Below are 11,650 nucleotides of genomic sequence, written 5' to 3' on the forward strand. Positions count from 1 at the left end.
CATGCGCCTGCTACTGGTCGAAGACGACGACATGATCGCGGAATCGGTGCTGGGCGCGATGCGCCGCGCCGGCTACGCGATCGACTGGGCCGAGGACGGCCGCGCGGCGGAACTGTCGCTCGATAACGGCGTGTACGACCTCGTGCTGCTCGACCTCGGCCTGCCGAAAAAAGACGGCATCGACGTGCTGAACGCGTATCGCCGCAACGGCGGCGCGGCGCCCGTGATCATCCTGACCGCGCGCGACGCGGTCGACGAACGCATCCGCGGTCTCGACGCCGGCGCCGACGACTACCTGATCAAGCCGTTCGATCTCGACGAACTGGCCGCGCGCATTCGCGCGCTGCTGCGCCGACGCACCGGCCAGAAGCAGCCGGTCTACAGTCACGGCGAACTGACGCTCGACCCCGCCGCGCATGAAGTCACCAAGGACGGCGTGCCGCTGCCGCTGGTGCCGCGCGAATTCGCGTTGCTGCAGGCGCTGATCGAGGAGCCGACCCGCGTGTTCACGAAGGCCGAGCTCGAAGAAAAGCTGTACGGCTGGGGCGAGGAAGTCGGCAGCAATACGATCGAAGTGCATGTGCACAGTCTGCGGCGCAAGATCGGCGCGGATCAGGTGGTGACCGTGCGCGGGGTCGGCTACCGCCTGAAGAGGTGCGGATGACGTCGATTCGCCGCTGGCTGCTCGGCTGGCTGATCTTCGGCATGGCGGCGGCGTCGATGGTCGCGGCTTTCGCGATCTTCCATACCGCGCGGCGCGAGGCGAGCGAGCTGTTCGACTACGAACTGCGCACCGTCGCGCTGTCGCTGCCGTCGGCGCTGAGCGGCGCGGGCAGCCGCGAGCGTCGCAACCCCGACCTCGGCGATCTCGCCGACGACCGCATTGTCATCGAAATCTGGGACCGCGGCGGTACGCTCGTCTATCGCTCCGCGCAGGCGCCGGTGTTCGAGCGTCTGCCGCCGGGCTTTCACACAGTGCCGCGCGGCGAATACCACTGGCGCATCTTCGGCGTCGCGCAGACAGACCGCTATGTGCAGGTCGCGCAACCGGTCTCGGTGCGCGAAGAACTCGCGTTGCAGCTCGCGCTGCACACGCTGTGGCCGCTCGGCGTGCTGCTGCCGGTGACGATCGCGCTGGTGCTGCTGGTGGTCGCGCGCGGGCTCGCGCCGATCGGCGGGCTGTCGCGCGCGCTCGCGACGCGTTCGATCGATTCGCTCGAACCGCTGCGGCTCGACGGCAACCTGCCGGTCGAAATCCGGCCGCTCGTCGAAGCGCTGAACGATCTGCTGCAACGGTTGCATACGGCGTCGCAGGCGCAGCGCACGTTCATCGCCGATGCCGCGCACGAGCTGCGCTCGCCGCTCGCGGCGCTGAAGCTGCAACTGCAGGCGGCGTCGCGCGATGGATCGCTGAGAGGCGAGGGGCAGACGCTCGAGCGCGTCGAAAATCGGGTGAACCGGATCATCCACCTCGTGCAGCAACTGCTGACGCTCGCGCGCGAAGACGCGCAGCCGGTCACGTCGACGGTGCCGGTCAGCCTGCGCCGCATCGGCGAGCAGGCGGTCAGCGATTGTTCCGTGCTCGCGGAGTTGCGCGAGATCGATCTCGGCCTCGAATGCGAACACGCGCGCACACCGAACGACGCCTATACGGTGCTCGCGGAGCCGCACAGTATCAGCGTGTTGTTAGGGAACCTGATCAATAACGCGATCCGTCATACGCCGCCGGGCGGCCGTGTCGACGTGGTGCTGCGACGCATGGGCGAGCGCGTGGGCTTCGAGGTCGTCGACAGCGGCTCGGGAATTCCGGAGGCGGAACTCGAACGCGTGTTCGACCCTTTCTATCGCGGCGAGGAGTCGAAGGGCGAGGGCAGCGGGCTCGGTCTCGCGATCGTCGCGCGGATCGCCGAGCGGCATCAGCTCGGCCTGTCGCTGAGCAACAATGTCGGGGCGCCCGGTTTGCGGGTGTCGGTCACAGGGCTGCGCGCGCCCGCCGCCCACGCGCCCGTCACGGCCGCGAATTGACGATCGTCATTGCGGCTCGGGTTGTCACAAGCACGTGGGCGCACGCTGCTACAATCTCATTTTTACAGATCGACAGATTGGTTGTGCACTATGGGTTTCGAACAACTCGCTGAACTGAAGAAGCAACTGGCCGCGGCGCGTGCCGCCGCAGAGTCCGCCGGCAAGCCCGATCGCAAATCGGCCACGCGCCCCGCTTCGAAGTCCGCTGGCAAGCCTGCTTCAAATTCAGGGGCACATCCTGGTTCACATGCCGAGCGTGGCGCCAATCCGGGTACGAAGCCCGGTGGCCGGCCCGGCGCGAAGCCGGCCGCAAAGGCCGGCGCTCGCCCGGACGGCAAGCCGGGTACGCGAGCCGGCGGCCCGCAGCCGGCGCGCCACACCGCGCCCGCCAAGCCGGCGGTGGACGCCAAGCCGGTGGACCCGGTGGTGCGCTCGATCGGTCGTCTGCAAAAACGTTTCCCGGTCGCTTTCCCGAAGAATCCGGCCCCGAAGCTGCCGCTGAAGATCGGCATTTTCGAAGACCTTGTCGTGCATGCGAAGGAACTGTCGCTGAGCGAAGCCGAACTGCGCGACGCGATCAAGACGTGGTGCCGTGGCGGGCGCTACTGGAAGAGCCTCGTCGAAGGCGCGGCGCGCGTCGACCTGGCGGGCGTCGAAGCCGGCAAGGTCACGGCGCAGGAAGCGGCGGGTGCTCAGCGCCTGCTCGCGCATCGTGCGGCGAAGGGCGCGCAGAAGGCCGCCACCGCGACGGCAAGCGCGAATGCGCCGACCGATGCAGGTACACCGGCCGAGGGCGCGGCCGCTGAAGCGTCGCAGGCCGAAGCAGCGGTAGCGGCAGTCGCGGAACAAGCGGCCCGCCAGGCGGATGCCGCTGCTGCGTCGCCGGAAGCCGTAGCGGCGGATGCCGCCGGGAGCGCGGACACCCAGGCGCAGACCAGCGCGCAACACGAACCGCAAGCCACCGCTCCCGCCTCGCCCCCCTCCCAAGCCTAACCTTGGCACAGCCCGTCATGGCCTCGATCACGAGGCCATGACGGGCGGCGCAGCCGTCAACCGGCTGCGCACGAATCCCACATGCTCGCGCAGCACGTAAAACGCATCCGCATACGCGAGCGGCATGCGCAGGTGGCTCAGCGCCGCCTCGATCTCGTCCAGTTGCCCCAGTAGCTGCGTGCGCTCCTCGTCGGTTGCGCCGGCGAGCGCGTGCCGCTCGATCGCGATCAGCGAACCGTAATAACGATAGATGCGCGAGCGCACCCGCCACCGGTACAGCGCCGGAATCACGCGCATGGCGGGCAACAGCAGCACGGCGACCGGCAATAGCAGGACGAGCGTACGATCGCCGATGCTCGCGAGCCAGAAAGGCAGCGTCCGATACAAAAAGCCCTTGCCGGTCCGGTAATAGCGCTGCGCGTCTTCGCTGATCGGATATTCGTGCTCGACCGGGTTCGGGAACTGGCCGGCGTGCTGCAACAGGCCCGCGGCGCCGTGCACTTCCTGCGCCGCCTCGATCAATAGGTCCGAAATCGCCGGATGCAGCGTGCTGCGCGCGACGAGTTCGACCGTCGGACTGATCAGGTGGACGGTCTCGGGCGGAATGCGCCGCTTCAGATCGAGCACGCCGGGCGGCAAGTCGATCTGGTCGAGAAACGGAAAGACGCGTGTATAGGCGCTCGCTTCGTCGAAATTCATCACCGAGATGCCGGGTACGCGCAACAGCCGCAGCATCAGGCCGCGCGTTGCCGAATCGCCGCTCAGAATCGCCGCGTCGACCTCGCCGGCAACCAGCTGCGTGGCGGCCTGCAGGCCGTCGCTCGGCACTAGCGTCGTGGCGCCGCCGGGCTCGATGCCGTTCGCCGCGAGCAGTTGCAGCGCGAGCAGCCGCGTGCCGCTGCCTTCGCGGCCGACCGCGATCCGCTTGCCTTCGAGCTGCGCCAGTTGCGTGAGCGCCGCGCCGCGATAGAACACGACGATCGGCACATAGAACACGCTGCCGAGCGACACCAGCGACGAAGTATCGAGCCCTTCGGCCACCCCGCCCTGCACGAGAGCGATATCGACGTGCTGCTTCGGATCCAGCAGCCGCTGCAGGTTCTGCACGGAACCTTCGGATTCGAGCACGTTCAGGCGGATGCCGTTGCGCGCGAGGATCTTGCGGTACTGGTTCGCGGTGACGACGAACGAGCTGTCGCGCGGGCCGGCGCTGATCGTGATCGTGCGCGGCGGCGCCGGATTGGCGATCCAGACGATCAGCACGATCGCGAACGCGATCAGCAGCGCCGTGATGAAGTAGGGCAGCAGGTGCTCGCGCCATTCGGCGCGCGTTGGTTCGGCGGGAAAGTGCGGAGGCCGTGGACGCTGCGCTTTCATGAAGACTCCGTGCGGGAAGCCAGGTGAAGGCATTGTCGCCTGTGCGGGGCGGCTTTGCCGTCGACGGTTCGCTCTATTGACCGGGCGCGCGGCGCCGCGTCGCCGTGCTCACGCACGCGGCGCTCAAACGCGCTTGAACAACTGCCGCGCGAGCGAGCACATCAGCAGCGTCGCCGGCGATTCGTCCTGCAGGCGCCGGCTCATGATGATCGGTGACGCGGCGCTTGCCGACGGAATCGGCCGGTACGCGACGCCATGCGCGCGCAAGCCCTCGACGCTCTCCGGCACGAGACACACGCCGACCTGCGCGGCGACCAGCCCTAGCGCGGTCTGCAACTCCCGCACTTCATGGATCGCTTTCGGCTCCAGCGCCTGATCGTGCATTGCCGAGATCTGCTGGTCCGCATAGCTCGGCCGCGGCGTGCTCGGATAGACGATCAGCGTTTCCTCGGCGAGCGCGGCAAGCGTCAGCGGCTTCTTTTGCCGCGCGAGTGGATGGTCCTGCGGCAACGCGGCGATCATCCGTTCCTCGACCAGCACTTCGCGCGCGAGTTGCGCATCGTCGAAGCGCAGCCGGCCGAAGCCGACGTCGATGCGGCCACCTTTGAGCGCGGCCAACTGCTCGATCGTGAACATCTCGATCAGCGACAGCTCGATGTGCGGCGCGGCCTCGCGAAACGAGCGGATCACCGCGGGCAGCGCGCCATACAGCGTCGACGGTACGAAACCGATCACGATGCGTTCCGCGAGTTGCGCGAGCCGGCGCGTGAGCGGCGCGAGCTCGTCGGCTTCATCGATCAGACGTTTCGCCTGCGTGTAGAAAATGCGGCCGGCTTCGGTGAGCCGCAACGGCCGCGAGCCGCGCTCGAACAGCGGCAGGCCGACACTTTCCTCGATCTGCTGGATCTGCCGCGACAGCGGCGGCTGTGTCATATGCAGACGATTGGCCGCCCGCGTGATGTTCATTTCCTCGGCGACCGCGATGAAGTAGCGAAGTTGGCGAAATTCCATGCATGCCTCTGAGGTGTGATGCGTCGGCAATGGGTGTTGCGTTGGTTTGCTGCGCCTTGGGTGCTGCCGGTTGCGGTACGGTGCTGCCGCCGCGGCGCTGCGCGAGGGCAACGAATGATAGCAACAGCGCCGCTAAATACCGGCCAGATGACGCACGAGCGCCTTTTCCGCGCGCGGCAGCGCATTCAGCTCGCGCATGCTGTTGCCGTCGTTCGTCACCAACGGGTGGCAGCTGTTTGCGGGATCGGGCGTGCGCACGCTCGTCGAACGCTTATGGCCGATGCTGGCGGGCATCGTACTCGGCACGCTCGTTGCGGCAGCTCGGTCAGCGCGTGCGCGGGCGGAGCAGTGCGGCGAGTTTTCGTGGCTGGTTCTTTATCTGTCTGCTCGGCCCCGACGTTCAATCGATGGCGCGCGCATTCGTTTAAAAGACGTTGGGAGCAGCGGATCGCGGAGGAGGGAGATCGTGTGGCCCATTATTCTCGATACGCTCGGCGCGCTCGCGGTGCTCGCGAGCGTGGCCGCGCACATCGCGCTGCTGCTCAGCAGCGAACAAAAGTGCGATGAATAAAAGCGCCTTGAGTGTGTAGCGCCTGATCGTGGCGTCTGCAGGTAGGAGTCTTGTGCGGTTGCACGTCTCTGCTGCCGCGTGCCGCTCTTGCGGTCGGTCAGCGCGCGCTTGCGCGACGCCGACGCCGCGGCGCAAGCCAAACAGCATCAATCGTCGTAAGCCACGCGTAAACGGGGCCATCGAGGTCTGATGCGAATCGATTGTTCGTCGGAAGCGGCGTATCAATTCGTCTCGAGCCGCTTTATCCGGCCTCGCGCCATGCCTAAATTAACGACCAGTGACAGCGCCACTGCATTTCCGGCTTTTATTGGCGTGGACCCCGCGGCTCCTCGCGAGGCATGCCGGCGCGAACCATTGAAAGGACACGATGATGAGCAAGCTCACAGGCAAGGTAGCGGTTGTAACGGGTGCATCGAAAGGCATCGGAGCGGCGATTGCGAAGGCATTGGCGGCGCAAGGCGCGTCGGTCGTGGTGAACTATGCGTCGAGCCGCGCGGGCGCCGACAAGGTGGTCGCCGATATCACCGCGGCGGGCGGCAAGGCGGTCGCGGTTGGTGGTGACGTGTCGAAGGCCGCGGACGCGAACGGCATTATCGATACGGCGATCGAAACGTACGGGCGGCTCGACGTTCTGGTCAACAACTCGGGTGTCTATGAATTCGCGGCGCTCGAAGAGATCACCGAAGCGCACTTCCATAAGCACTTCGATGTCAACGTGCTCGGGCTGCTGCTCGTGACGCAGGCGGCGGCCAGGCATCTGGGCGAAGGCGGCAGCATCGTCAACGTGAGCTCGGTCGTGACCCGCATCACGCCGGCGACCACCGCGGTCTACACGGCGACCAAGGGCGCGGTCGATGCGATCACCGGCGTGCTCGCGAAGGAACTCGGACCGCGCAAGATCCGCGTGAATTCGGTGAATCCGGGCATGGTCGAGACCGAGGGCACCCACACCGCCGGCGTGATCGGCTCGGACTTCGAAACTTGGGCGGTCAGCACGACGCCGCTCGGCCGTATCGGCCAACCCGACGATATCGCGGATGTCGTCGCGTTCCTCGCGTCGGATGACGCGCGCTGGTTGACGGGCGAGAGCCTGATCGCGAGCGGCGGGTCGCGATAAGTCTGAAGGGGTTGCCAACGCTGGTGGCAACCCGCGGAACGATTCGAGCGCGCTCGCGGGCGGCGGGGCCGGCAGCATGAAGGCCACGCCGCTCCTTGCAGCGACGGCGCGCGAGCTACGCGGGTTGAACATCGCCCCCCAAGACCTCTGTTTCGGCTCCCGGCAACTCCACCGCAAAAAACGCGTCGAGCAGATTCGAACCCGGCCGCTCGGCGAGCCGCGTCAGCGATTCGATCATCTGCACGCGGCAATCGAGCAGCGGCACCATCCGGATCCGCCGCGACTCGTTGAACTCTGCGCGCGCAATGACGCCGACGCCGATTCCCTGCGCGACCGCTTCCTCTAGCGCCTCGCGGCCATCCACGTACATGACCGGCTCGACTTGCAACGACTCGCGCACGAGCTCGATTTCGAGCAGTTGTTGGGTGACCGATTGCGGCTCGCGGAAGATCATCGGCTGTTCGACGAGCTCCGCGTAACTCAGCCGGCGCTTCTTCGCGGCCGGGTAGCTCGCCGGCACCATCGCGACCAGCGGATCGCGCCGCAACACGCGCGACTGCAAGCGGCTATGCACCTGCGGCGCGGCCGTGATCGCCGCGTCGACCGCGCTCGACAGCACGCGCTGCATGCACTCTGCCGCATTGGCGATCGACAGCGTGACGACGATGCCCGGGTGCCGCTGGCGAAACGCGCCGATCAGCGCGACGGCGAGATCGGGCGCATCGGCCGCGAGCGATAGCGAACCCGACTCCAGCCCGCCCGCTGATTCGAGCAGTTGGCGCGCCTCCCGCTCGCAACTGAGCATATGCCGTGTCACGCTGAACAGGCGCAGCCCGAGTTCAGTCGTCTCCACGCCGCGCGGCCCGCGCTCGAACAGCTTGACGCCGTAATCCTGTTCGAGCCGCCGCACGTGATCCGACACCGCCGGCTGCGTCAGCGACAACGCCTGCGCCGCTTTCGAAAAGCCGCCATGTTCCGCGACCGCATGGAACGCCCGCAATTGCGCGTATTGCACGTGTGCCTCGTCAGCAAATAAGTTTTTGCGATACCGTCATCGATTATATCGATTTTACCGATGGACAACGCTTCTGTATCGTGTGAGCTATCGACATAGCGATATCGGAGTTGCGGACATGGAAAGCGCGATCGGCGGTTCGGCGGCGACATTGGCCGTGGCAGCCGCGGCAACATCGACCCGTTGCACCACACCCTGCGCCGCGCCGGCTGGCGGCGAGCCTTATCTGCTGACGCCGGGCCCGCTGACCACGGCACTATCGACGAAACAGGCGATGCTGCGCGACTGGGGCTCGTGGGACGGCGACTTCCGCGCGATGACCGCCGAGTTGCGCGCGAGCCTGCTGGCGATCGCCGGCGACGCCGCGGGCGACTACGACTGCGTGCCGCTGCAGGGCAGCGGCAGCTACTGCGTCGAAGCGATGCTCGGCAGCCTGATTCCGCGCGACGGCCACGCGCTCGTGCTCGCGAACGGCGCGTACGGCAAGCGCGCGGCGATCACGCTTGGCTATCTCGGCCGCGCCTGCACACTGCTCGACAAGGGCGACTACCTGCCGCCGCGCGGCCTCGAAGTCGAGCGCATGCTTGCCGCCGATCCATCGATCACGCACGTGGTCGCGATCCATTGCGAAACGAGCTCGGGCATCCTCAATCCGCTCGATGAGATTGCCGCCGCGGTCGCGAGGCACGGCCGCAAACTGCTGATCGATTCGATGAGCGCCTTCGGCGCGGTGCCGCTCGACGTGCGGCAGATCGCGTGCGAGGCGTTCGTGTCGTCGGCGAACAAGTGCATCGAGGGCGTGCCGGGTTTCGGCTTCGTGATCGCGCGCAAGAGCGCCCTGCGCGAGGCGAAAGGCCGCAGCCATTCGCTCGCGCTCGATCTCTACGATCAATGGGACGTGATGAATCGCACGGGCCAGTGGCGCTTCACGCCGCCCACGCATACGGTGGCCGCGTTCCTCGAGGCGCTGCGTCTCTACCAGCTCGAAGGCGGGCAGCCCGCGCGGCTCGCGCGCTACGCCAACAATCGCGACGTGCTGGTGGCCGGCATGCACGAGCTTGGCTTCGAGCCGCTGCTCAACGGGCGCTGGCGCTCGCCGATCATCGTGACGTTTTTTTCGCCGGCGCATCCCTCGTTCGAGTTCGCGCGCTTCTATGAACTGATGAAGGAGCAGGGCTTCATCATCTATCCGGGCAAGCTGACGGTGGTCGACAGTTTCCGCATCGGCTGCATCGGTCAGGTCGACGAGCAGGTGATGCGACGCGTGGTCGATGCCTGCGCGCAAGCGCTGCGCACGATGGGCGTCACGCACGCGGGGCCGCCGCCCGCCGCGCTCGACGAACGCAAGGCGCTCGCGCAGGCGGCCTGAGCCGCGACAGCAAACCCGATACATTCGGATTCCTGGGGAGTCAAGCAGATGAAATACGTGAAGGCAGTGATTTTCGATTGGGCCGGCACGGTGGTCGACTACGGTTCACGCGCGCCGATGGGGGCCTTCGTCGAGACCTTCGAGCAGTTCGGCGTGCCGATCACGATCGACGAAGCGCGCGGCCCGATGGGCATGGCCAAGCGGCCGCACATCGCGGCGCTGATGGCGCTGCCGCGCGTCGCGCAGGCTTGGGCCGAGCGCCACGGCCATACGCCGACCGACGCCGATATCGACGCCGTGTACGAGGTGTTCGTGCCGAAGAACATCGCGGTCGCGGCGAGCTACAGCGCGGTGATCCCGGGCGTCGCCGAAGTCGCGAGCGCCTTGCGTCAGAACGATATCCGCATCGGCACGACGACCGGCTATACCCGCGAGATCATCGACGAAATCGTACCGGGCGCGGCCGCGCAGGGCTTTGCGCCGGACAGCATCGTGTGCACCGGCGATACGCCGGAAGGGCGGCCGTCACCGTACATGATCTACCGGACGCTGCCGCAGCTCGGCGTGTGGCGCGCGAAAGAGGCGATCAAGGTCGACGACACCGAGGTCGGTATCGAAGAAGGCATCAACGCCGGCACGTGGGCGGTCGGTGTCGCGGTGAGCGGCAACGCGTTCGGCATGAGCGAGGCGGAGGTGAAGGCGTTGCCGGCCGACGAATTCGCCGCGCGCCGCAACGCCGCGATGGCCAGGCTGAAGGCGGCGGGCGCGCATTACGTGATCGATAGCGTCGCGGATCTGATGCCGGTCGTGTACGACATCGACGCACGGCTCGCGCGCGGCGAACGGCCTTGAAGCGTCACTTGAAGAAACCGACCGCGAGATCGATGAACTCGCGCACCTTGCGCGGCACGAACTCGCGGCTCGGATACACCAGCGACACGGCCACGTCGCCATTGAGCACCGCATAGCCGTCGAGCACGCGCACCAGCGTGCCGGCGCCCAACTCGTCCTCGACCATTTCGAGCGGCAGCAGCGCGATGCCCATCGCGCCCAGCGCGGCCTGCTTCTGCATGATCATGCTGTTGACCGTGAACGATGCATCGATCGCGATGCTCTCGCCGCTGTCGTCGCCGTCCTCGCTCGCGCTTTCGGCATCGCCGTCACCCTTGCGGAAGATCCACATCGGGCCGGTCGTGTCGAACGGCGCGGCAATCAGCCGATGCCCGTCCAGTTCGGCCGGCGTTTGCGGATGACCGGCCTGCGCGAGATACGCGCCCGCTGCAACCGGCACCGCGTGCGAGTTGATCAGACGCCGCGCCACCAGCGACTCCGAGCGGATCATATGCTCGGTCACGATGCCGACATCGAAGCCGCCTTCAAGCAGATCGACCCGTTTTTCCGTCAGCGTGACGCGCAGGTTGACTTGCGGAAAACGCGCCTGATATTCGGCGAACAGCGGCGTTAGCCGAAACAGCGAAAAACTGCCGAGCGCGACGATGCGCAGGTCGCCGGCCACGTCGCGCGAGGCCGTGGTCGCGCGCGACTCCACTTCCTCCAGTTCGGCGAGCAGCACGCGGCAACCGTCCGCGTATTGCGCGCCGGCCTCGGTCAGCACGACCTTGCGCGTGGTGCGCTGAAACAGGCGAATGCCGAGATGCTGTTCGAGGCTCGACACATGACGCGTGACGACCGACGTCGACACGTTCAGTTGCCCGGCGGCCTGCGCGAAGCTGCCGACATCGGCCACCTTGACGAAGGCCTGCATGGCCTGAAAAAGATTGATCATTCGAGTCCAAAAAACGTCTTTGTTGTAGCGGACGGCGTGGCGCATGCGCGCGCGTCGTGGCCGCTTTCGGCGCGCCAGCGGCGCTCGTTTTCGATGCGATCGATCAGCTTCGGCCCGACTTCGTTGCGATACCAGCGCAAGCCCCAGTTGGTCTTGTCCAGATGCGTATGCCCTTCGACGAAACCGGGCAGCAGCAGCGCGTCGCCGCCGTCCTCGACCGGCACACCGGGCTCGCGCGGCAGCGCGGCGCCGAGCGCGGCGATCCGGCCATCGACGATCGACACCTCGGCGCGCTTGCCGTCGGCGAGCCGCACGTGGGTGACAAGCGAGGCGTTCGTCGCGGGGCGCGGGGTGGTCGTGATCATGGGCGGCGGGCAAGGGGAATG

General features: G+C 66.9%; 11 protein-coding genes and 1 pseudogene. 7 read left to right on the forward strand and 5 right to left on the reverse strand.

Features of this window, described 5'->3' with window-relative positions:
* The first annotated feature begins 1 nt into the window (after position 1).
* The 3 genes from HDG33_RS04465 (at position 2) to HDG33_RS04475 (ending at position 3,018) form a co-directional block, all read left to right on the forward strand.
* The gene (locus tag HDG33_RS04465; protein ID WP_018417800.1) at positions 2-664 is read left to right on the forward strand and encodes a response regulator; all 663 of its coding nucleotides are present in this window, start codon (positions 2-4) and stop codon (positions 662-664) included.
* Entirely contained in the window at positions 661-2,025 is a 1,365-nt protein-coding gene (locus HDG33_RS04470) for an ATP-binding protein (protein ID WP_184022765.1), read from the forward strand. The genes HDG33_RS04465 and HDG33_RS04470 overlap by 4 nt, the downstream gene beginning before the upstream one ends.
* 90 nt (positions 2,026-2,115) lie before the next feature.
* Positions 2,116-3,018: a ProQ/FinO family protein gene (locus tag HDG33_RS04475; protein ID WP_184022766.1), complete on the forward strand. Its 903-nt coding sequence runs from the start codon at positions 2,116-2,118 to the stop codon at positions 3,016-3,018.
* 27 nt (positions 3,019-3,045) lie between these two features.
* Here the strand turns inward: HDG33_RS04475 and HDG33_RS04480 are convergent, their stop codons facing one another.
* The gene (locus tag HDG33_RS04480; protein ID WP_184022767.1) at positions 3,046-4,395 is read right to left on the reverse strand and encodes a TAXI family TRAP transporter solute-binding subunit; all 1,350 of its coding nucleotides are present in this window, start codon (positions 4,393-4,395) and stop codon (positions 3,046-3,048) included.
* Between the two features lie 123 nt (positions 4,396-4,518).
* A complete protein-coding gene (locus HDG33_RS04485) occupies positions 4,519-5,406 on the reverse strand; it encodes a LysR family transcriptional regulator (protein WP_090805807.1) in 888 nt (295 codons plus the stop codon).
* A 196-nt stretch (positions 5,407-5,602) separates the two neighbouring features.
* Between HDG33_RS04485 and HDG33_RS04490 the strand changes: the two genes are divergently transcribed.
* Together HDG33_RS04490 and HDG33_RS04495 are read left to right on the forward strand one after the other, a co-directional pair.
* Positions 5,603-5,977, forward strand: a complete 375-nt coding sequence (locus HDG33_RS04490; protein ID WP_184022768.1) for a hypothetical protein — start codon at positions 5,603-5,605, stop codon at positions 5,975-5,977.
* 370 nt (positions 5,978-6,347) lie between these two features.
* Positions 6,348-7,094 carry a glucose 1-dehydrogenase gene (locus tag HDG33_RS04495; RefSeq protein WP_184022769.1) on the forward strand — a complete coding sequence of 249 codons (747 nt, stop codon included), beginning with the start codon at positions 6,348-6,350 and terminating at the stop codon, positions 7,092-7,094.
* A 115-nt stretch (positions 7,095-7,209) separates the two neighbouring features.
* Here HDG33_RS04495 and HDG33_RS04500 read toward each other — a convergent pair whose 3' ends face one another.
* Complete coding sequence (locus HDG33_RS04500) at positions 7,210-8,109, reverse strand: LysR substrate-binding domain-containing protein (protein WP_184022770.1); 900 nt, start codon at positions 8,107-8,109, stop codon at positions 7,210-7,212.
* 118 nt (positions 8,110-8,227) lie between these two features.
* On the opposite strand from HDG33_RS04500, the gene HDG33_RS04505 reads away from it, so the two are divergent.
* On the forward strand, positions 8,228-9,478 hold the full coding sequence (locus tag HDG33_RS04505) for a 2-aminoethylphosphonate--pyruvate transaminase (protein WP_221311258.1): 1,251 nt from the start codon (positions 8,228-8,230) through the stop codon (positions 9,476-9,478).
* A 48-nt stretch (positions 9,479-9,526) separates the two neighbouring features.
* The gene (gene phnX / locus HDG33_RS04510) at positions 9,527-10,330 is read left to right on the forward strand and encodes a phosphonoacetaldehyde hydrolase (protein WP_184022771.1); all 804 of its coding nucleotides are present in this window, start codon (positions 9,527-9,529) and stop codon (positions 10,328-10,330) included.
* Positions 10,331-10,334: 4 nt separating this feature from the next.
* Here phnX and HDG33_RS04515 read toward each other — a convergent pair whose 3' ends face one another.
* Together HDG33_RS04515 and HDG33_RS04520 are read right to left on the reverse strand one after the other, a co-directional pair.
* Positions 10,335-11,264, reverse strand: a complete 930-nt coding sequence (locus HDG33_RS04515) for a LysR family transcriptional regulator (RefSeq protein ID WP_184022772.1) — start codon at positions 11,262-11,264, stop codon at positions 10,335-10,337.
* A gap of 44 nt (positions 11,265-11,308) precedes the next feature.
* A pseudogene (locus HDG33_RS04520) lies at positions 11,309-11,629 on the reverse strand (cytosine deaminase); the annotation flags it as partial.
* Between the last annotated feature and the right edge of the window lie 21 nt (positions 11,630-11,650).

Source organism: Paraburkholderia sp. Cpub6, from assembly GCF_014201065.1.
Lineage (GTDB): Bacteria > Pseudomonadota > Gammaproteobacteria > Burkholderiales > Burkholderiaceae > Paraburkholderia > Paraburkholderia tuberum.